General features: G+C 73.8%; 20 protein-coding genes. 6 read left to right on the forward strand and 14 right to left on the reverse strand.

The features are described from left to right. Genes tsaE through ACO4JP_RS16170 form a run of 3 tightly spaced genes read right to left on the reverse strand, consistent with a single transcriptional unit; the run spans nt 1 to nt 2,814 of the window. Nucleotides 1-537, reverse strand: coding sequence for a tRNA (adenosine(37)-N6)-threonylcarbamoyltransferase complex ATPase subunit type 1 TsaE (gene tsaE / locus ACO4JP_RS16160; protein ID WP_425955003.1), 537 nt, complete (start codon nt 535-537; stop codon nt 1-3). Then, nucleotides 534-1,862: an alanine racemase gene (gene alr / locus ACO4JP_RS16165; RefSeq protein WP_425955004.1), complete on the reverse strand. Its 1,329-nt coding sequence runs from the start codon at nt 1,860-1,862 to the stop codon at nt 534-536. Before alr ends, tsaE begins: the two co-directional genes overlap by 4 nt. A gap of 4 nt (nt 1,863-1,866) precedes the next feature. Next, nucleotides 1,867-2,814 (reverse strand): pseudouridine synthase, encoded by a 948-nt coding sequence (locus ACO4JP_RS16170; protein WP_425955005.1) that lies wholly within the window; start codon nt 2,812-2,814, stop codon nt 1,867-1,869. 37 nt (nt 2,815-2,851) lie between these two features. Between ACO4JP_RS16170 and ACO4JP_RS16175 the strand changes: the two genes are divergently transcribed. Next, nucleotides 2,852-3,352, forward strand: a complete 501-nt coding sequence (locus ACO4JP_RS16175; protein WP_425955006.1) for a glutathione peroxidase — start codon at nt 2,852-2,854, stop codon at nt 3,350-3,352. 4 nt (nt 3,353-3,356) lie between these two features. Here the strand turns inward: ACO4JP_RS16175 and ACO4JP_RS16180 are convergent, their stop codons facing one another. Further along, the gene (locus tag ACO4JP_RS16180; RefSeq protein ID WP_425955007.1) at nt 3,357-3,989 is read right to left on the reverse strand and encodes a TetR/AcrR family transcriptional regulator; all 633 of its coding nucleotides are present in this window, start codon (nt 3,987-3,989) and stop codon (nt 3,357-3,359) included. Nucleotides 3,990-4,152: 163 nt separating this feature from the next. On the opposite strand from ACO4JP_RS16180, the gene ACO4JP_RS16185 reads away from it, so the two are divergent. After that, nucleotides 4,153-5,679: an MFS transporter gene (locus ACO4JP_RS16185; RefSeq protein WP_425955008.1), complete on the forward strand. Its 1,527-nt coding sequence runs from the start codon at nt 4,153-4,155 to the stop codon at nt 5,677-5,679. Between the two features lie 70 nt (nt 5,680-5,749). Here ACO4JP_RS16185 and ACO4JP_RS16190 read toward each other — a convergent pair whose 3' ends face one another. After that, complete coding sequence (locus ACO4JP_RS16190; RefSeq protein ID WP_425955009.1) at nt 5,750-7,390, reverse strand: bifunctional ADP-dependent NAD(P)H-hydrate dehydratase/NAD(P)H-hydrate epimerase; 1,641 nt, start codon at nt 7,388-7,390, stop codon at nt 5,750-5,752. Between the two features lie 75 nt (nt 7,391-7,465). Here ACO4JP_RS16190 and ACO4JP_RS16195 point away from each other — a divergent pair, with 75 nt between their 5' ends. Next, on the forward strand, nt 7,466-8,497 hold the full coding sequence (locus ACO4JP_RS16195; RefSeq protein ID WP_425955010.1) for an LLM class F420-dependent oxidoreductase: 1,032 nt from the start codon (nt 7,466-7,468) through the stop codon (nt 8,495-8,497). A 96-nt stretch (nt 8,498-8,593) separates the two neighbouring features. Here ACO4JP_RS16195 and ACO4JP_RS16200 read toward each other — a convergent pair whose 3' ends face one another. Continuing rightward, complete coding sequence (locus tag ACO4JP_RS16200) at nt 8,594-8,944, reverse strand: holo-ACP synthase (protein WP_425955011.1); 351 nt, start codon at nt 8,942-8,944, stop codon at nt 8,594-8,596. Nucleotides 8,945-8,984: 40 nt separating this feature from the next. Next, a complete protein-coding gene (glmS, locus tag ACO4JP_RS16205; protein ID WP_425955012.1) occupies nt 8,985-10,880 on the reverse strand; it encodes a glutamine--fructose-6-phosphate transaminase (isomerizing) in 1,896 nt (631 codons plus the stop codon). Nucleotides 10,881-10,960: 80 nt separating this feature from the next. Between glmS and ACO4JP_RS16210 the strand changes: the two genes are divergently transcribed. Continuing rightward, the gene (locus tag ACO4JP_RS16210) at nt 10,961-11,797 is read left to right on the forward strand and encodes a DUF72 domain-containing protein (protein ID WP_425955013.1); all 837 of its coding nucleotides are present in this window, start codon (nt 10,961-10,963) and stop codon (nt 11,795-11,797) included. A 110-nt stretch (nt 11,798-11,907) separates the two neighbouring features. Further along, nucleotides 11,908-12,873: a type I pantothenate kinase gene (gene coaA, locus ACO4JP_RS16215; RefSeq protein ID WP_425957132.1), complete on the forward strand. Its 966-nt coding sequence runs from the start codon at nt 11,908-11,910 to the stop codon at nt 12,871-12,873. A 6-nt stretch (nt 12,874-12,879) separates the two neighbouring features. Here the strand turns inward: coaA and ACO4JP_RS16220 are convergent, their stop codons facing one another. The 6 genes from ACO4JP_RS16220 to ACO4JP_RS16245 all read right to left on the reverse strand — a co-directional run bounded on the left by ACO4JP_RS16220 (nt 12,880) and on the right by ACO4JP_RS16245 (nt 17,282). After that, nucleotides 12,880-13,560: a DedA family protein gene (locus ACO4JP_RS16220; RefSeq protein WP_425955014.1), complete on the reverse strand. Its 681-nt coding sequence runs from the start codon at nt 13,558-13,560 to the stop codon at nt 12,880-12,882. A 148-nt stretch (nt 13,561-13,708) separates the two neighbouring features. Beyond that, a complete protein-coding gene (locus tag ACO4JP_RS16225; RefSeq protein ID WP_425955015.1) occupies nt 13,709-14,386 on the reverse strand; it encodes a peptide deformylase in 678 nt (225 codons plus the stop codon). Continuing rightward, nucleotides 14,383-15,747, reverse strand: coding sequence for a phosphoglucosamine mutase (gene glmM, locus ACO4JP_RS16230; protein WP_425955016.1), 1,365 nt, complete (start codon nt 15,745-15,747; stop codon nt 14,383-14,385). Before glmM ends, ACO4JP_RS16225 begins: the two co-directional genes overlap by 4 nt. A 152-nt stretch (nt 15,748-15,899) precedes the next feature. After that, nucleotides 15,900-16,388, reverse strand: a complete 489-nt coding sequence (rpsI, locus tag ACO4JP_RS16235; RefSeq protein WP_425955017.1) for a 30S ribosomal protein S9 — start codon at nt 16,386-16,388, stop codon at nt 15,900-15,902. 31 nt (nt 16,389-16,419) lie between these two features. Further along, nucleotides 16,420-16,869, reverse strand: a complete 450-nt coding sequence (rplM, locus tag ACO4JP_RS16240; RefSeq protein ID WP_425955018.1) for a 50S ribosomal protein L13 — start codon at nt 16,867-16,869, stop codon at nt 16,420-16,422. Between the two features lie 251 nt (nt 16,870-17,120). After that, the gene (locus ACO4JP_RS16245; RefSeq protein WP_425955019.1) at nt 17,121-17,282 is read right to left on the reverse strand and encodes a hypothetical protein; all 162 of its coding nucleotides are present in this window, start codon (nt 17,280-17,282) and stop codon (nt 17,121-17,123) included. A gap of 25 nt (nt 17,283-17,307) precedes the next feature. Here ACO4JP_RS16245 and ACO4JP_RS16250 point away from each other — a divergent pair, with 25 nt between their 5' ends. After that, nucleotides 17,308-17,724, forward strand: a complete 417-nt coding sequence (locus ACO4JP_RS16250) for a DUF5709 domain-containing protein (protein WP_425955020.1) — start codon at nt 17,308-17,310, stop codon at nt 17,722-17,724. 13 nt (nt 17,725-17,737) lie between these two features. Here ACO4JP_RS16250 and truA read toward each other — a convergent pair whose 3' ends face one another. Then, nucleotides 17,738-18,634 carry a tRNA pseudouridine(38-40) synthase TruA gene (truA, locus tag ACO4JP_RS16255; protein WP_425957133.1) on the reverse strand — a complete coding sequence of 299 codons (897 nt, stop codon included), beginning with the start codon at nt 18,632-18,634 and terminating at the stop codon, nt 17,738-17,740. Nucleotides 18,635-18,646: the final 12 nt, after the last annotated feature.

An 18,646-nucleotide genomic window follows, 5' to 3' on the forward strand; every position in this document is an offset into this window, starting at 1 on the left:
CTACGTATCCGCAGGCCTCTGATCGGCGACCACGGCGTCCAGGTCGACGTCCGCCCACCGGGCCCCGACCCCGCGCAGCGTCGCGTGCCGGACGCCGGCCTCGGGGTGGTCGAGGTCCAGCGCGCCGCCGCGGGGGCGGACCAGCTCGATCTCGAGGCGGTCCTCGGTGAGCGTCTCGGCCAGCCCGCGGCCCCACTCGACCACGGTCACGGACTCGTCGAGCGAGGCGTCGAGGTCGAGCGCGTCGAGGTCGTCGAGGCCGCCGAGCCGGTAGGCGTCCACGTGCACGAGGCCCGGCCCGAGCGACCCGTCCGGGCGCGGCAGCGGTGCGTGCTCGCGCGCGACGATGAAGGTCGGCGAGGCGATCTGCCCCCGCACGTGCAGGGCCGTGCCCAGCCCCTGGGTGAACGTCGTCTTCCCGGCGCCGAGGTCACCGGTGAGGATCAGCAGGTCGCCGGCGCGCAGCACGCGCGCGAGCGCCGCCCCCAGCGCTCGCGTCGCCTCCGCCGACGGCAGGTCGACGCGCACCTCGGTCACACCCACCGCATGCTCTCGCCCGGCGACGCCCCGGCCGTCGCAGCCTCGGCCGTCGCTGCCTCGGCGCGCGCCCCGAGCACGTGCTCTCCGACGTAGACGCGCGGCACGCGGGCGCCCAGCCGGGTGACGATCTCGTAGGAGATGGTGCCCGCGGCCTGCGCCCAGTCCTCCGCGCTCGGGACGGCGGCGGAGTGCGCGAGCCCGTCGGTCGAGCCGAAGAGCGTGACGACGTCGCCGGCCTGCTCGGTGGCGTACGGCCCGAGGTCGAGCACCACCTGGTCCATGCACACGCGCCCGGCGATGCGCAGCACGCGGCCGCCGTCGGCGTCGCCGTCCGCGGTGGGACCGATGCCCGCGGTTGCGGGGCCGCCCACGTAGACCGGGCCGCCGACGCCCGCGGAGCCGCCGGACGCGTGCCGTGGGATCCCGTCGGCATACCCGAGCGGGATGATGCCCAGCTGCGTGTCCTGCGACGTCGTGTAGAGGTGGGCGTACGACACGCCGTGCCCGGCGGGCACCTGCTTGACGGTCGCGAGCCTCGCCTGGAGCGTCATCGCCGGGCGCAGGCCGAACGCGCCCGGCGGCGCGACCTGCGGCACGGGCGACAGGCCGTAGACCGCGATGCCCGGCCGTACGAGGTCGTAGTGGAGCGCCGGGGCGGTGAGGGTCGCGGCCGAGTTCGCGGCGTGCCGCACCTCGACCTTGAGCCCTGCCGCCTCGACGGTCCGCACCGCGTCGTCGAGCACCACGCGCTGGGCGGCGATGGTGGGGTGCCCGGGCTCGTCGGCGTACGCGAGGTGGGTCCAGACGCCGACGACGCGCACCGACCCCTCGGCCTGCAGCGCGGCGGCCGCGGCGACGGCGTCGGGCAGGTCGGCGGGCATGATGCCGTTGCGGCCCAGCCCGGTGTCGACCTTGAGGTGGACGCGGGCCGTGCGGCCCGTGGCGCGGGCGGCCGCGGCGACGCCGTCGAGCGCCCAGGGCGCCGCGACCGAGACGTCGACGTCGGCCGCGAGCAGCGCCTCGAACTCCACGCCGGGCGCGTGCAGCCAGGTCAGGATGCGGGCGTCGTCGGGACCGATGCCCGCGGCGCGCAGCGCGAGCGCCTCGGAGGCCTGCGCGACGCCGAGCCACGTGGCCCCGCCGGCGAGCGCCGCCCACGCCGAGGGGACGAGGCCGTGCCCGTAGGCGTCTGCCTTGACCACGGCCATGAGGGCGGCGCCGGGTGCGTGGGCGCGCAGGGCGCGCACGTTGTCGCGCACGGCCTCGAGGTCGACGACGGCGTGGGCCGGGTAGTCGGCCGGGAAGGGCGTCACGCCGGTCATCCTCTCACCCGCCCTTCGGCGCCACCCGCCATTCGGCGAGGATGCGGCGGGAGACGAAGGTCCTGTCCTGGTGCGTGAAGGGGTCGGTGAACGTCAGCGACCGGGACAGGAGCTGGAGCGGCCTGGCGGGGTCCTCGTCGCCATCGGGAAGCAGCACGGGCCAGAACGGGTCGTGGAGGATCGGCAGTCCCAGGCTCGCCAGGTGCAGGCGCAGCTGGTGCGTCTTGCCGGTGTGCGGCTCGAGGCGGTACAGGCCGAGCCCGCGCTCCTCGTCGCGTGCGACGAGGTCGACGACGGACTCGGCGTTGGGCTCGCCCGGCTCCTCCTGGGCCGCGGCGATCCCCCGGTGCTTGACGATCCGGGACCGGACCGTCGTCGGCAGCCCGAGCCCGTAGCCCGGCAGCGGCGCCACGGCCTCGTAGACCTTGCGCACCCGGCGCTCCTGGAACAGGTCCTGGTAGGCGCCGCGCACCGACGCCCGCACGGTCAGCACCAGCACGCCGGCCGTCGGGCGGTCGAGGCGGTGGGCAGGTGCCAGCTCGGGCAGGTCCAGCTCCCGGCGCAGGTGGACCAGCACCGTCTGCGTGACCCACCGCCCGCGCGGCATCGTCGCCACCAGGTGCGGCTTGTCGACCACGAGCAGGTTCTCGTCGCGGTGCAGCACGGCCAGCTCCGCCAGCGCGGGCGCGGGCGGCTCGTCTGCGGGCGGATCACGGTAGAGGAACAGGAAGCCGCGCGGCTCGTACGGCGTCGCAGCGTCCACCGGGGTGCCGCGGCCCGTGACGACCTCCCGGGCGGTGACCTTGGCGCGCAGCCGCTCGGCGTCGGCCGGGAAGCGGTCGAGGAGGTACTCGAGCGCGGTGCCCCACCGCTCCACCGAAGCGGCGTCGTGCGGGAGCACGAGCCGAGTGGGGTTGAGCCCGTCGCGCACGGGGAGCGGGTGGAAGGGCACGGCCCCATGGTCCCATCGCAGGTGCAGGATGGGGTCCATGAGGGCAGACATCTACGACATCCCGTTCCAGCGCATGGACGGGTCGACGACGTCACTGACGCACGTCCTCGGCGGGCACCGCGACCACCTCGCCCTCGTGGTCAACGTGGCCTCGCGGTGCGGGCTCACGCCGCAGTACACGGCGCTGGAGCAGCTCCAGAAGACGTACGCCGAGCGCGGTTTCACGGTCGTCGGCTTCCCGTCGAACCAGTTCCTCCAGGAGCTCGGCTCGAACGAGGCGATCTCCGAGTTCTGTTCGACGACGTACGGCGTGACGTTCCCGGTCATGGACCGGATCCGCGTCAACGGGCGCCGTACCGCCCCGCTCTACGAGGAGCTCAAGAAGACCGCCGACCCCGGGGGCCACGACGGGCGCATCCGGTGGAACTTCGAGAAGTTCCTCGTGCTCCCGGGCGGCGACGTACGGCGCTTCGAGCCGCGGACGGTGCCGGACGACCCGTCGATCGTCGGCGAGATCGAGACGCACCTGCCCCGCTGAGCGGTCACCCGCCCGCCCGGCCGGTGGCCAGCGGCAGCAGGACGTCGTCGGTCAGCGACCGGAGGAACGCGGCGTCCAGCCCCTCGCCGCGCATGACCAGCCGGTACGCGAGCATCGCCGTCGGCACCATCGCGATGAGATCGAGGTTGAGCCCCGGCGCGAGCTCGCCGCGCGCCGCGGCCCGCTCGAGCAGCCCCCGGACGACCGCCACACGCGGGCGTACCAGGCGCTCCTCGGCGACGGCTGCCAGCTCGGGCGAGTGCTGGAGCTCGGCCGCGATACCGGCAAGCGCCCCCCAGACGCCCTCGTCGCGGTGCTTGAGGGCGCGCAGCGCGGCGAGGTCGCCGCGCAGGGAGCCGGTGTCGGGCACGTCCTCCAGGCAGAGCGCGCCCTGCGCGGTGCAGACGATGGTGTCGATGACGAGCTCCGCCTTGGATGGCCAGCGCCGGTAGACGGTCGCCTTGCCGGCGCCCGCCCGTGCGGCCACGCCGGCCATCGTCATGCGCTCGTACCCGCGCTCGGCGAGCTCGGCGCGCGCGGCGTCGAGGATGTCGGCATCGCGGCTCAGGTCGCGCGGGCGCCCCGCGCGCCGAACCGTGTGCGCCTTGCGTGGGGTCTCCAAGTGCGCGTCCACCATCGTGGCCTCCTTGCCCGCCGGTGCTCGCCGTCGTCGGCCATTCTGCCCTGAGCGATCACTTCTCTCAATAACGAGACTAAAGGGTTCCGCAATCGGCTGCACCGTGCTTACGGTGGCGCTCAGCGGTGCCGCCACGACGCCGCCCGTCTTCGCAGGAGCCCCCATGACCGTCCCCTCCCCCGTCGCGCCCGACGGCGTCGTCGCACCGCCCGCGCACGGCCGCCGCCGCTGGTGGATTCTCGCCACGGTGTCCTTGGCCCAGCTCATGGTGGTGCTCGACGTCACCGTCGTGAACATCGCCATGCCGTCCGCCCAGGCCGAGCTGGGCTTCTCCGACAACGACCGCCAGTGGATCGTCACCGCCTACGCGCTGGCGTTCGGGTCGCTGCTGCTGCTCGGCGGCCGCCTGTCCGACCTCGTCGGCCGGCGCACCACCTTCCTCATCGGACTGGTGGGATTTGCCGGAGCCTCCGCGCTCGGCGGCGCGTCGCAGACGTTCGGGATGCTCGTCGGCGCCCGCGCGCTGCAGGGCGCGTTCGGCGCGGTGCTCGCGCCCTCGGCCCTGTCCGTGCTCACCACCACGTTCACCGACCCGAAGGAACGCTCGCGCGCCTTCGGCGTCTTCGGCGGCCTGGCCGGCGCCGGCGGCGCCATCGGCCTGCTGCTCGGAGGGTTCCTCACCGAGCAGCTGAACTGGCGCTGGACGATGTACATCAACCTCTTCTTCGCCGCGCTCGCCGTGTGTGGCGCGCTGGCCTTCCTGCACGCCTCACGCGGGCGCCCGCAGCGGCTCGACGTCGTCGGCGCGGTGCTCGGCGGCGCCGGGCTGTTCGCGATGGTCTACGGGTTCTCGCGCGCCGAGCCGAAGGGCTGGGACTCGCCGTGGACGTGGGGCCCCCTCGCGGCCTCGGCCGTGCTGCTGGTCGCGTTCGTGGTGCGCCAGCGCCGGGCAGGGGGCGACGCCCTCCTGCCCTTGAGCGTCGTCCTCGAGCGCAACCGGGGCGCCGCGTTCCTGGCGATCCTCGTCGCCGGCGCCGGCATGTTCGGCGCGTTCCTGTTCGGCACGTTCTACATGCAGACGCAGCTGGGCTACAGCCCGTGGGAGACCGGCCTGGCGTTCCTCCCGCAGATCCTCGTGCTCGCCACGTGCGCACAGCTGTGCACCAACATCTTCCTCCCGCGGTTCGGGCCCAAGGTGATGGTCCCGATCGGGCTCGGCCTCGCCGGCGCCGGCCTCGCGCTGCTGACGCAGATCGACGTCGGCTCGTCGTTCTCGACCGACGTGCTGCCCGGCCTCATGATCATGGGCGCCGGTATGGGCACGGCGATGCCCGCGGCCATCCAGACGGCCACGCTCGGCATCGACCGCGACCATGCGGGCGTCGGGTCCGCCGTCGTGGCGACGAGCCAGCAGGTAGGTGGCGCCGTCGGCACGGCCGTGCTCAACACGATCGCGGCGTCGGCGGCCACCGCGTTCATCGCCGCCAACGCAACCTCCAACCCGCCGTCCCCGGCGGTGGCGAACCAAGCCGCGATCGAGAGCTTCACGACGGCGTTTGGCAGCTCTGCGCTGATCTTTGCCGCGGGTGCCGTGGTGACGGCGCTGCTCTTCCGCCGCCGCGCGGCGTCGGTGGGCGCATCGGGCCACACGGGCGCCCCGGCCGAGGCGGCGACGCCCATCCCGGCCTGACGCCGGGCCCGCACGACGCTCGTGGGTGCAGGTTCTCCGGGACCTGCACCCACAGGCGTCCTCGCGGCAGTCAGCGCTGGGCCAGCAGGGCCGCGATCGTCGCGGGCAGCGCGCTCGCCACCGCGAGCGCCGAGACCGGGCCGCCCGGGTTCGCGCGCTCCGCCGCGCGGCCGTGGACGAGCGCGGCCGCCGCGGCCACCTCGGCCGCCCGCTCCGGGTGGGCCACGACCTCCTCCGCGCGGGCTGCGAGCATCGCGCCGAGCAGCCCGGCGAGCACGTCGCCCGCGCCGGCGGTCGCGAGCCACCCGGGTGCGTCCGCCTGCGAGCAGGCGCCGCCGGGTCCGACGACGACGGTCGCCCCACCCTTGAGCAGCACCGTCGCGCCGGTGAGCTCGTGCGCGCGGCGCGCCCACCGGAGCGGCTCGGACTCGACCCGGCCGCGGTCGACGTCGTCGCCCCGGGCCGCAAGAAGCGCGGCGAGCTCGCCGGCGTGCGGGGTGATGACCACCCACGCCGGGTACTCGTGGTCAAGCAGCCCCAGCGCCCCGGCGTCGACGACCGCGGGGACGGGGTTCTGCGCACCCGCGAGCCGGCCCGAAGCTGCCGCTAACGCCGCGCGCGCCCGGTCGCGCTGCCGGTCGTCGTCGCCGCTCGCCGGCAGGCCCGGGCCCAGCACCCAGGCCTGGACCCGGCCCTCGGCGGTGACCACCTCGGGCCGCGCCGCAACCACGGCCCGCCCGACGGCGTCGGGGCCCCGGAAGCGCACCATGCCGGCGCCGGCTTCGACCGCCGCGGACGTGGTGAGGACCGCCGCCCCGGGGTAGGTCGTGGTCCCGGCGACGACGCCCACGACGCCCCGCGTGTACTTGTGGTCGCGGGGCCCGGGCACGGGCCACGCGGCGGCGACGTCGGCGTCCTCGAGGCGCACGACGGCGGGGCGGCGCGCCGGCGAGGTCGCGGGGGGAAGCTCGAGCCCGATGTCGACGACGGCGCCCGACCCGGCCAGGTAGGTCGCCGGCGGCAGCAGCAGCCCGGGCTTCGCGCCGCCGAACGTGACGGTGCGGTCCGCGGGGAGCACGGGCGCTGGGGCCGACCCGTCGTCGGTCCCGATGCCCGACGGCACGTCGACCGCGACGACCCACGGACGGCTCGGGTCGCCGGGAGCGGGCAGCGTCTCGAGCAGGGCGCGCACCAGCTCGGCACCGGTCCCCCGCAGCGCGCCCCGCGCGCCGATCCCGAGCAGACCGTCGACGACGACGTCGGCGCGGGCCGCCTCGGCAGCGGCGGCGACGGAGGTCGCCACGCCCTGCGCCTGCCGGTGCGGGGCTGCGGCCGCGGCGCCGCCCTCGAGCGCTCCCTCGACCCCGACCGCCCGCCCGCCGGCGGCGTGCAACGCCCTCAGACCGCCTTCGTGCACGCGCGACGACGCCAGGTACGCCGTCACCGCGAGCCCACGCCGGGCGAGGAACGCCCCCGCGTGCAGCGCGTCACCGCCGTTGTTGCCGGAGCCCACCAGCAGCGCGACCCGCGCGCCGCGCACCGATCCGTCGCTCAGCTCGCCGTCCGGCCCCGCGACGGCCCGCCGCCGGGCGAGGTCGCGGCGCACCACGGTGGCCAGCGCGAACGCCGCCCGCTCCATCAGCGGGACCCCGGCGGCGAGCAGGGGCTCCTCGGCGGCGCGCACGTCGTCGGCGGTCCAGGCCTCGATCATGCCCTCATCATGGGGGCCGCAGATCGGCAGCGCCGGGATCTCGCATCGTTTCGAGGGCCCCGGTACCTTGTCGCCATGCGATTCGGCTACTTCATCCCGCAGGGCTGGCGTCACGACCTCACCGAGGTGGCGCCCGAGAACCACTGGGAGACCATGCGCTCCCTCCTCCAGCACGCCGACACGGCGACCACCCCGGACGGCAGCTTCGCGTTCGACTCGGTCTGGGTCTACGACCACTTCCACACCGTGCCGGCCCCCACCGAACAGGCGACCCACGAGGCGTGGACGCTCATGGCCGCGTTCGCGGCGGCGTCGGACCGCGTGCGCCTCGGCCAGATGTGCACGTGCATGGCCTACCGCGAGCCCACCTACCTGGCGAAGGTCGCGGCCACCGTCGACGCGATCTCGGGCGGTCGCACCGAGATGGGCATCGGCGCCGGCTGGTACGAGCACGAGTGGCGTGCCTACGGCTACGGGTTCCCGAGCGCGGGCGAGCGCCTCCTCGCCCTCGACGAGGGCGTGCAGATCATGGCGAACATGTGGCGCAACGGCTCCTCGGGCACGTTCGAGGGCAAGCGCTACCAGGTCGACGGCGCCCTGTGCTACCCCCAGCCGCTGCAGACCGTGCACGTCGATGGCGACGACAAGCCGTCGATCCCGCTGTGGATCGCCGGTGGCGGTGAGAAGAAGACGCTGCTGACCGCGGCCAAGTACGCGCAGTACACGAACTTCGCGGGCGACCTCGCGACGTTCACGCACAAGTCGAACGTGCTCCGCGACCACTGCCAGGCGGTGGGTCGCGAGTTCTCCGACATCACCCGCTCGGGCAACTTCAACGTGCTCATCGGCACCGAGAAGGAGATCGCGGACAAGGAGGCCTGGCTCGAGTCGGTGTACCGCAAGCACACCCCCGAGAAGGCCGACGCCGAGCTCGAGGGCTGGCGGAGCACGCCGCTGCGCGGCACGGCTGAGCAGATCGTGGAGACGCTGCTGGAGTGGAAGCAGGCCGGCCTGGGCTACCAGATCAGCTACTTCCCCAACGCGGCGGAGGACCGCGACCAGATCGCCACCTTCGCGCGCGAGGTCGTCCCGCAGCTGCAGGGCTGACGTCCGCGGGCGGCGGCCGTCAGCCCCGGTACTCGAAGTGCCAGGGCTCTCGCGGCCGCCGCCCTGCCGCGCCCGGTCCGGGGTGAACCACCGGGCTCAACCCTCGGCGACCACCATCGCAGACGCGATCCCGGCATCGTGGGAGATCGACACGTGCCACGCGCGCACGCCCAGCGCCTCGGCGCGTGCGAGGACCGTGCCGCGCAGCTCCACCTCGGCCGGGCCACCCACCGTGCGGTGGATGGTCGCGTCGTGCCACTGCAGGTCACCCGGCGCGCCGAGCGCCTTGGCGATCGCCTCCTTGGCCGCGAACCGCGCGGCCAAGGAGTTGGCGGGCAGATCCCGCTCCTCCGGCGTGAAGAGCTTCTCGCGCAGCCGCGGCGTGCGCTCGAGCGTCGCGATGAACCGCGCGACGTCGACGACGTCGATCCCCACGCCGATGATCATGCGGTCACACTAGGCCGGTGCGACCGGCGGCAGGCGCGGCTCACTCCACCGTGACGGACTTCGCCAGGTTGCGCGGCTGGTCGACGTCGAGCCCCTTCGCCGTCGCGAGCGCCATCGCGAAGATCTGCAGCGGCACCACGGCGAGCAGCGGCTGCAGGAGCGTCGGCGTCGCCGGGATCCAGAAGATCTCGTCGGCGTACCGGCGCACCTCGTCGTCGCCGTCCTCGGCGATCACGAGCGTGCGCGCCCCCCGCGCGCGGATCTCCTGGATGTTGGAGACGACCTTCGAGTGCAGCCCGTTGCGCGACCGCGGCGACGGCACGACGACGAACACCGGCTGGCCCTCGTCGATGAGCGCGATCGGGCCGTGCTTGAGCTCGCCGGCCGCGAAGCCCTCGGCGTGGATGTACGCGAGCTCCTTGAGCTTGAGCGCGCCCTCGAGCGCCACGGGGTAGCCCACGTGGCGGCCGAGGAAGAGCACCGACGTCGCGTCCTTCATCGAGCGCGCGGTGGCCTTGACGTACTCGCCGCGCTCGATGACGGTCTGCACCTTGGCGGGCAGGTCGCGCAGCTCGCCGAGCAGCGCCGCGATCTCGTCGGGGAACTTGTTGCCGCGCAGCTGCGCCAGGTAGAGGCCCAGCAGGTAGGCGGCGGTGATCTGCGACAGGAACGCCTTCGTGGATGCGACGGCGATCTCCGGGCCGGCGTGCGTGTAGAGCACGGCGTCGGACTCGCGCGGGATGGTCGAGCCCTGCGTGTTGACGATCGACAGCACCTTGGCGCCCTGCTCGCGCGCGTGCCGGACGGCCATGAGGGTGTCCATGGTCTCGCCGGACTGCGAGACGGCGACGACCAGCGTCTTCTCGTTGACGATCGGGTCGCGGTAGCGGAACTCGTGCGCCAGCTCGACCTCGACGGGGATGCGGCACCAGTGCTCGATGGCGTACTTGGCGACGTGCCCGGCGTAGGCGGCCGTGCCGCAGGCGATGACGATGATCTTGTCGACCGACCGCAGCACGGACTCGTCGATGCGGATCTCGTCGAGCACGAGCCGGCCGTCCAGGTCGGTGCGGCCCAGGAGGGTGTCCGCGACCGCATGCGGCTGGTCGTGGATCTCCTTGTCCATGAACGAGTCGAAACCGCTCTTCTCGGCGGCGCCCGCGTCCCAGTCGACCGTGAAGCGCTTGGCCTCGGCCGGGCGGCCCTCGAAGTCGCTCACCTCGACCGACGTCGGGGTGATCGTGACGATCTGGTCCTGCCCGAGCTCCAGCGCCTCCTTGGTGAACGCGATGAACGCGGCGACGTCGGAGCCGAGGAAGTTCTCCCCCTCGCCGAGCCCGACGACGAGCGGCGAGTCGTGCCGGGCGCCGACGACGGTCAGCGGGTCGTCGGCGTGCACGGCCAGCAGGGTGAAGGTGCCCTCGAGGCGGCGGGCGGTCGCGGCCATGGCCGCGGTGAGGTCGCGGGACTTCACGTACTCACGGGCGAGCAGCTGCGCGGCGACCTCGGTGTCGGTCTCGCTGTGGAAGTACACGTTGTCGGCCAGCAGCTCGGCCTTGAGGTGGGCGAAGTTCTCGATGATGCCGTTGTGGATGACGGCGAGCCGGCCGTCGTCGGCGAGGTGCGGGTGGGCGTTGACGTCGGTGGGCCCCCCGTGCGTCGCCCAGCGCGTGTGGCCGATGGCGGCGGTGGCGTCCGGCATCGGGTGCTCGGCGATCGCGCCCACGAGGTTGTTCAGCTTCCCCGACTTCTTGGCGAACGCGATGCGGTCCTGCCCGGGGCCCGCGAGCGCCACGCCGGCCGAGTCGTAGCCCCGGTACTCCAGGCGCCGGAGGCCTTCGAGCGTGACCTCCAGGGGGTGGCCCGAGGGCACGGGCGTGCCGCCCGACGTGCCTTCGAGGAGGCCCAGACCGGTGTATCCGACGATTCCACACATGCCGAGGAGTCTACTGACGGGCGAGCGCGGCCCAGTCCGGCGGAGGGTGTGCGGCTCGTTCCGCGCTTAACGTCGTCCGTATGGGGTCGGTGCGCATCGGGGTCTCCGGCTGGCGCTACGCCCACTGGCGCGGGCGCTTCTACCCGCGCGGCCTGCCGCAGCGCCGGGAGCTCGAGCACGTCGCCGCCTGCTTCCCCACGGTCGAGCTCGACGGCTCCTTCTACTCGCTCCAGCGGCCGGCGTCGTACCTCGCGTGGCGTGACGCCACCCCGCCCGGCTTCGTGTTCGCGGTCAAGGGCGGGCGGTTCGTCACGCACATGAAGCGGTTGCGCGGCGTGCGCACCCCGCTCGCCAACTTCTTCGCGAGCGGCGTGCTGGCGCTCGGCGACCGGCTCGGCCCGGTGCTGTGGCAGCTTCCGGAGCGCCAGCGCTGCGACCTGGGCGTGCTCGAGGAGTTCCTGGACCTCCTGCCGCGCTCCACCGGTGCCGCCGCACGCCTGGCGCGCGAGCACGACGACAAGCTGAAGACCGACCCGTGGACCGACGTCGACGCCGACCGCCCCCTCCTTCACGCCCTGGAGGCCCGGCACCGCTCGTTCGAGGATCCGGCCGCGCTGCGCCTGCTGCGCGAGCACGGCGTGGCGCTCGCGGTCTCCGAGGGCGCGGGGCAGTGGCCGCTGCTCGATCACGTCACGGCCGACCTGGTCTACGTGCGGCTCCATGGCCGCACCCGCCTGTACGCCAGCGGCTACGCTCCGCGCACCCTTGACGAGTGGGCTCGCCGGGTCCGCGCGTGGCACGACGACGGCCACGACGTCGTCGTCTACCTCGACAACGACGGGGACGCGCACGCGCCGCACGACGCGCTCGCGCTCACGGACCGGCTGACGGACGTCGCGGTGCCGGCCGCCGCGTGATCGTGCCACCGCCCCGCGTGACGAGACGGGGTACCGCGTGCGGCACAATCGGTGACGTGGTTGCCCTGCCCGAAGGCGCCGAGGACGGCGCCCTCCCCTCGATCGAGCCGATGCTCGCCGACCTCCCGCTCGCCGGCCGCGCACCGACGTCGCCGTACGTGGACCTCGACCGCGCCGCGTGGAGCCGCCTCTCGGAGTCGACGCCGCTGCCCCTGACCGACGCGGACGTGCAGCGTCTGCGTGGCCTCGGCGACCCGATCGACCTCGCGGAGGTCGACGCCGTCTACCGCCCGCTCTCGCGCCTGCTCAACTTGTACGTGACGGCCACCGCCGGCCTGCACCAGGCGACGTCGACGTTCCTCCGCGAGGGCGGCCCCCGCACGCCGTACGTCATCGGCGTGGCGGGCTCGGTCGCGGTGGGCAAGTCGACGGTGGCGCGCATCCTGCGCGAGATGATGGCCCGCTGGCCCGAGACCCCGCACGTCGAGCTCGTGACCACGGACGGGTTCCTCTACCCCAACGCCGAGCTGCAGCGCCGCGGCCTCATGGAGCGCAAGGGCTTCCCCGAGTCGTACGACCGCCGGGCCCTGGTGCGGTTCGTCTCCCGCGTCAAGGCGGGCCAGGAGGAGGTGCGCGCGCCCGTCTACTCGCACGTCACCTACGACATCGTGCCGGGCGAGGAGGTCGTGGTGCACCGCCCCGACGTGCTCATCGTCGAGGGCCTCAACGTGCTGCAGCCCGCCCGGCCCGGCGCGGCGGCGGACTCGACCGTCGCGGTGAGCGACTTCTTCGACTTCTCGATCTTCGTCGACGCCCGCACGCGCAACATCCGCCAGTGGTACGTGGACAGGTTCCTGAACCTGCGCCAGACGGCGTTCTCCCGGCCCGAGAGCTACTTCCGCCGGTACGCCGAGCTCACGGACGAGCAGGCGACCGAGCGGGCGTTGTCCATCTGGGAGGCCATCAACGCCCCGAACCTGGAGCAGAACATCCTGCCCACGCGCGGCCGGGCCACGCTGGTGCTCACCAAGGGTGCCGACCACTCGGTCCAGCGGGTGCGGCTCCGCAAGCTCTGACGGCGCTCAGGCCGCGACGTCGCCGGCGGGCTCGAGCGGCGCCTCGTCGTCGGCTGGCTCCTCCACCGGCTCGCCGCGGTGCTGCAGCACGACGCGCACGACCCGGTCCAGGAGGAGGCCGACCAGCGAGCCTGCGACGATCCCGACGGCCATGGCCAGCAGCGGCACGTCCTCCAGCCAGGCGCCCGCCGTGAGGCCCACGGCCAGCGAGTAGAGGCCCCAGACGACGGCCGCGATCGCTGAGTAGCCCATGAACGCCCGCCGGGGGTACCCGACGGCTCCCGCGGTCATGTTCACCGCGACGCGCCCGATGGGCACGTACCGGGCAGCGATGATGAACGACGCCCCGCGGCGGGCGAGCGCACGCCGCGCCCACACGACCGTGGACCTGCCCCGCTTGGTGCGCAGGATGGCGATGCGCTCGGTGCCGACCGACCGGCCGATCTGGTACGCGACCTGGTCACCGCACCAGGCGCCGAGCACCGCGGCGACGAGGATGCCGACCAGCCACGGTGAGCCCGTCGCTCGCGACGCGACCGCGAGCGTGATGACGACCGACTCGCTCGGCAGCGGCGGGAAGAACCCGTCGACCAGGGCGAGCCCGAACATCGCGGGGTAGACCCAGGCGGCACCGGACAGGGCGAGGATCCAGCCCTGGAGCTGGTCCAGGATCGTCGCCACGTCCACGCGGTGAGGTCCTCTCGTCGTCGGGTGCCCCGGGCCCCCGAGCGGCGCCCGGCACAAGCGTAGGCGGCCGACCTGGCGCCTGGCGTCGGGATATCCCCTGGTCCGACCCTGACTCGGGGAACTTTCACCCGGACTTCACCGGAGGGACTCAGGGCACCTCGAACCCGAGCGCCGCCGCGACGGGGGCAGGGTCGGGCGCGCCGCCCCAGATCTTGACGAGGTTGATGTTGCTCGTGATCGAGCGCGGGACGGCGTGGTCGAGGTAGAGCTCGCCGCGCAGGTGGTCGGTCTCGTGCTGGATGATCCGGGCGGGCCATCCGGTGAGCACCTCGTCGACGGGCGCGCCCGTCTCGTCCTGGGCCGTCAGGCGCACGCGGTGATGCCGGGCGACGAGCGCGTGCCAGCCCTCGATCGACAGGCAGCCCTCGAAGAACGGCGTGCGCCGGGCGGGGCTGCCGTCGGCCTCCTCCAGCGCCTCGTACACGGGGTTCACCAGCACGCGGAACGGCAGGGGTGTGCGCTCGCGCGGGTCGTCCTCCGCTCCGCGGTCCTCGGCGACGGCGAGCGCCAGCCCGATGCCGATCTGCGGCGCCGCGAGCCCGACGCCGGGTGCGGCGTGCATCGTGCGGCGCATGACCTCGACGAGCGGCACCAGCAGGTCGCCGAGCTGACCCGTGTACGGCACGGCAGGCTTCCGCAGCACAGGGTCGCCGGCCTGCACGATCGGCAGCACGCCGTTCGGGCCGACGGCGGCGAGCAGATCCGCGACCGCGGAGCGCAGCTCGCCGTCGACCGGTCCGGCGAATCCCGAGGCCGCCGCGCTCACAGCGCCAGCCGCTCGCGGACGACGGCGGCGAGCGAGTCGGCCACGCCGTCGGCCTGCTGCTGCGTCGCGGCCTCGACCATCACGCGCACGAGCGGCTCCGTGCCGGACGAGCGCAGCAGCACGCGCCCGGTCTCACCCAGCAGCGCCTCGGCGGCCGCGACGGCGGCCAGCACGCCCTGGTCGCTGCTCGCCCGCGCCTTGTCGACGCCCTTGACGTTGACCAAGGTCTGCGGCAGCCGCCGGATCTCGGCCGCGAGGTCGGCGAGACGCTTGCCGGAGCGCTTCACCTCGGCCGCCAGGTGCAGCGACGTCAGCACGCCGTCGCCCGTGGTCGCGTGCTCCGCGAGGATGATGTGCCCCGACTGCTCGCCGCCCAGGCCGTGCCCGTGGGCGCGCATCTCCTCGAGCACGTACCGGTCGCCGACGCCCGTCTGCACGGTCGTGATCCCGGACTCCTTCATGGCCAGCAGCAGGCCCAGGTTGCTCATGACCGTCACGACGAGCGTGTCGTTGGGCAGCCGTTGCTCGGCCTTCATCGACCGCGCGAGGATGCCGAGGATCTGGTCGCCGTCGACGAGCACGCCGCCGTGGTCCACGGCGAGGCAGCGGTCGGCGTCGCCGTCGAACGCGACGCCGAAGTCCGCCTCCGCCGCGACGACGACGGCCTGGAGCTGCTCGGGGTGCGTGGACCCGGCCTTCTCGTTGATGTTGCGCCCGTCGGGGCTCGCGTTCATCACGACGACGTCGGCGCCGGCCTGGCGCAGCGCCTCCGGCCCGACGACGCTCGCGGCGCCGTTCGCGGCGTCGACGGCGATGCGCAGGCCCTCGAGGGGGCGGTGGTCCGCCGTCGTGCCGATGCTCGCGACCAGGTGCTCGACGTAGCGGTCCACGGCGCTGCCGTTGTCGACGCGCACGCGCCCGACCGACGCGCCCGTGGGCAGCTCCCACGTCTCCTGGATCCAGGCCTCGATGCGGTCCTCGACGGCGTCGTCGAGCTTGAGGCCGCCACGCTGGAAGAACTTGATGCCGTTGTCCGGCATCGGGTTGTGCGACGCGGAGATCATGACGCCGAGGTCGCAGTCGAGCTCACTGACCAGGTACGCCAGCGCCGGCGTCGGCAGCACGCCCAGGTCGATGACGTCGACGCCCGCGCTCGCGAGGCCCGCCGTGACGCCGGCGCCGAGGAACTCGCCCGATGCGCGCGGGTCGCGGCCCAGCACGGCGCGGGAGCGGTGGCCGGGCGCCTGCGGGGTCGAAGCGAGCTCGTGCGCCGCCGCGCTCCCGAGCGCCAGTGCGAGCTCCGCGGTCACGTCGCGGTTGGCGAGGCCCCGCACTCCGTCGGTGCCGAACAGACGAGCCATGTGATTTTTCCTCCTCGGGCAGACCTGACGATGGTAGACACCCGCGGCGCGCGGCCCGCGGTCGCGGGGGCGTCGCGCAGCGCCGGTGAGACGGCGACGGCCCCGCCGGACGATGTCCGGCGGGGCCGCGCGTAAAGCGGCGATCGTGACGATCAGCGCTTCGAGTACTGCGGAGCCTTGCGGGCCTTCTTGAGACCGGCCTTCTTACGCTCGACGGCGCGGGGGTCGCGGGTCAGGAAGCCGGCCTTCTTCAGGGCCGCGCGGTTCGACTCGCGGTCGATCTCGTTGAGCGCGCGGGCGATGCCCAGGCGCAGGGCGCCGGCCTGGCCGGACGAGCCGCCACCCGTGATGCGGGCGACGACGTCGAAGCGACCCTCGACCTCGACCAGCTTCAGCGGCGAGTTCACCAGCTGCTGGTGCACCTTGTTCGGGAAGTAGTCCTCGAGGGTGCGGCCGTTGATCTTCCACTGGCCGGTGCCGGGGACGAGGCGCACGCGCGCCACGGCCTCCTTGCGGCGGCCCAGGGCCTGGCCCGGAGCCGTGATGGACTGACCGCGGTTCGCGACGGGCGCCTCGGTCTCGGTCGTGTAGGTGCTGGGCGTGGTCTCGTCCAGCTCGGTGTCGACGGTGGTCTCTGCCACTTCAGAATCCTTCGTATCGTTACGCAGCGGCTCAGGCCTGCTGCGAAACCTGGGTGATCTCGAACGGCTGGGGCTGCTGGGCCGCGTGCGGGTGCTCCGCGCCGCGGTAGACCTTCAGCTTGCCGAGCTGCTGACGGCCGAGGGAGTTCTTCGGCAGCATGCCGCGGACGGCCTTCTCGACGGCCCGCTCGGGGTTCTTCTCGAGGAGCTCGCCGTAGGCCACGGAGCGCAGACCGCCCGGGTAGCCGGAGTGGCGGTAGGCCAGCTTCGTCGTCCGCTTGTTGCCGGTCAGGGCAACCTTGTCGGCGTTGATGACGATGACGAAGTCACCGCCGTCGACGTGAGGGGCGAAGGTCGGCTTGTGCTTCCCGCGCAGGAGCGTGGCGACGTGAGTCGCCAGACGGCCCAGGACGACGTCGGTCGCGTCGATGACGTACCAGTCACGCTGGACGTCGCCGGGCTTTGGGGTGTACGTACGCACGGTTCGTAACCTTTTCGTGTTCGGTGTCGTCGGGCTAGAAGCGGCGCCCGATGAGTCAGCGTTGTGCGCGGGAAGTTCCAGGATTGACATCCCGGCCATGCGATCTCGGTGCGAGTGGGCGCGCTGAGAGTCGCGGGACGTCGGAACACAGCACAACGACTGGCCAGTCTAGCCCGGGGCCCGACCGATCACCAAAGCGAGTTCGGTCACGTCGCGCCATCGAGCGCGCAGCACGTCCCGCCGCAAGGTGATCAGCGACGGCCGCCGCCCAGCGGACCACCGAGTCCGCCCAGGATGGAGCGGGGGTCGAGACCGCCGCCGGACCCGCCCGAGCCCCCAGCGCCGAGGATCGCGCCGAGGATGCCGCCGAGCCCGTCGCCGGCCGGCCGCCGCGGCCCTCGGGCTGCGCGCACGCGGTACGGGGAGGATCGTGGTCGCATGAGTGTTGAGACCCCGGGAACCGCCCCGGACCCCGAGACCGGGGCCGAGGGCGACACCGACCAGCTGTCGGCCGGCGACACCCTGTTCGACCGCGGCGACTACGACCCGCTGGACGAGGGCACGTCGCCGCCCGAGCGCGAACGTGCCAACCACTGGGGCGAGACCGCGTGGGAGCAGGCACGCGACGAGCCCCTGGAGACGCGCCTGGCGGCCGAGGAGCCCGACTGGTGGGATGAGGCCCGCCGCCGTCCGACGGACCCGAACCGAGCGGGCCGACTGGTCGAGGACGACGACGCCGACCCCGACGACGAGGGCCGCCGCCGCGACAACGACCTCTACGGCGAGGATGCGGGCGTCGACGGCGCCGCCGCCTCGGCGGAAGAGGCTGCGGTCCACTGGGTCGAGGAACCCTGACCGCGAGGACCCGCTACCGCGGCGCCTCGGGAGCGTCCCAGACGTCCTCGTCCATCCTGAGCGCGCGGACTCGCTCCGCCCGTGCGGCCAGCTCCGCGTCCGGCGGGTAGACGACCTCCTCGAGCACCAGGCCGTGCGCCGGCACGACGGCGGCGTTCAGCTCGCGCCGCCCCGACGCCAGCACGTCGGCCGGCCAGCCCACCGGCTTGCGCCCCTCCCCGACGGCGATCGACGCGCCGACGAGCGACCGCACCATGTTGTGGCAGAACGCGTCCGCGACCACGCGCGCGACGACGAGCCCCGCGTCCGGCCCGTCGACCGGCCGGGTCCAGGACAGCTCCTTGAGCTCCCGGATCGTCGTCGCGCCCGGCCGGGGCTTGCAGAACGCCGCGAAGTCGCGCACGCCGAGAAGCGTCTGGACGGCGTCGTGCATCGCCGCGGCGTCGAGCGGACGCCGGTGCCACAGCACGTGGGTGCGCCGCAGCGGGTCCCGCTGCGCGGCGTCGTCGGCGATCCGGAAGGCGTAGCGCCGGTAGAGCGCCGAGAAGCGGGCGTCGAAGCCGGCGGGCGCGAGCTGCGCGTGGTGCACGACGACGTCGTGCGGCAGCACGCCCGCCAGCCGCGCGACCAGCGACTCGCCGGGCTCGCGGTCCGACCGTCCCGGCAGGGCCTCCCACCGCGGAACCGGCACGTCGACGTGCGCCACCTGACCGCGCGCGTGCACGCCTGCGTCGGTACGCCCCGCGACCGTGAGGCGCGGCGCGGGCAGGCCCAGCGCCTGCGAGCGCAGCACGCGCTCGAGCCCCTCCTCGAGCGCTCCCTGCACGGTGCGCAGCGCCGGCTGCTTGGCCCAGCCCGCGAACCCGGTGCCGTCGTAGGCCAGGTCCAGCCGGACGCGCACGCTCTCCACGTCGTTCACCGC

This window comes from Xylanimonas sp. McL0601 (assembly GCF_049852175.1).
GTDB lineage: Bacteria > Actinomycetota > Actinomycetes > Actinomycetales > Cellulomonadaceae > Xylanimonas.

Coding starts and splice junctions, on each gene's coding strand:
- alr (WP_425955004.1), bottom strand. CDS start 1,862: ATGACCGGCGTGACGCCCTTCCCGGCCGACTACCCGGCCCACGCCGTC.
- ACO4JP_RS16175 (WP_425955006.1), top strand. CDS start 2,852: ATGAGGGCAGACATCTACGACATCCCGTTCCAGCGCATGGACGGGTCG.
- ACO4JP_RS16180 (WP_425955007.1), bottom strand. CDS start 3,989: ATGGTGGACGCGCACTTGGAGACCCCACGCAAGGCGCACACGGTTCGG.
- ACO4JP_RS16185 (WP_425955008.1), top strand. CDS start 4,153: ATGACCGTCCCCTCCCCCGTCGCGCCCGACGGCGTCGTCGCACCGCCC.
- ACO4JP_RS16190 (WP_425955009.1), bottom strand. CDS start 7,390: ATGATCGAGGCCTGGACCGCCGACGACGTGCGCGCCGCCGAGGAGCCC.
- ACO4JP_RS16195 (WP_425955010.1), top strand. CDS start 7,466: ATGCGATTCGGCTACTTCATCCCGCAGGGCTGGCGTCACGACCTCACC.
- ACO4JP_RS16200 (WP_425955011.1), bottom strand. CDS start 8,944: ATGATCATCGGCGTGGGGATCGACGTCGTCGACGTCGCGCGGTTCATC.
- glmS (WP_425955012.1), bottom strand. CDS start 10,880: ATGTGTGGAATCGTCGGATACACCGGTCTGGGCCTCCTCGAAGGCACG.
- ACO4JP_RS16210 (WP_425955013.1), top strand. CDS start 10,961: ATGGGGTCGGTGCGCATCGGGGTCTCCGGCTGGCGCTACGCCCACTGG.
- coaA (WP_425957132.1), top strand. CDS start 11,908: ATGCTCGCCGACCTCCCGCTCGCCGGCCGCGCACCGACGTCGCCGTAC.
- glmM (WP_425955016.1), bottom strand. CDS start 15,747: ATGGCTCGTCTGTTCGGCACCGACGGAGTGCGGGGCCTCGCCAACCGC.
- ACO4JP_RS16250 (WP_425955020.1), top strand. CDS start 17,308: ATGAGTGTTGAGACCCCGGGAACCGCCCCGGACCCCGAGACCGGGGCC.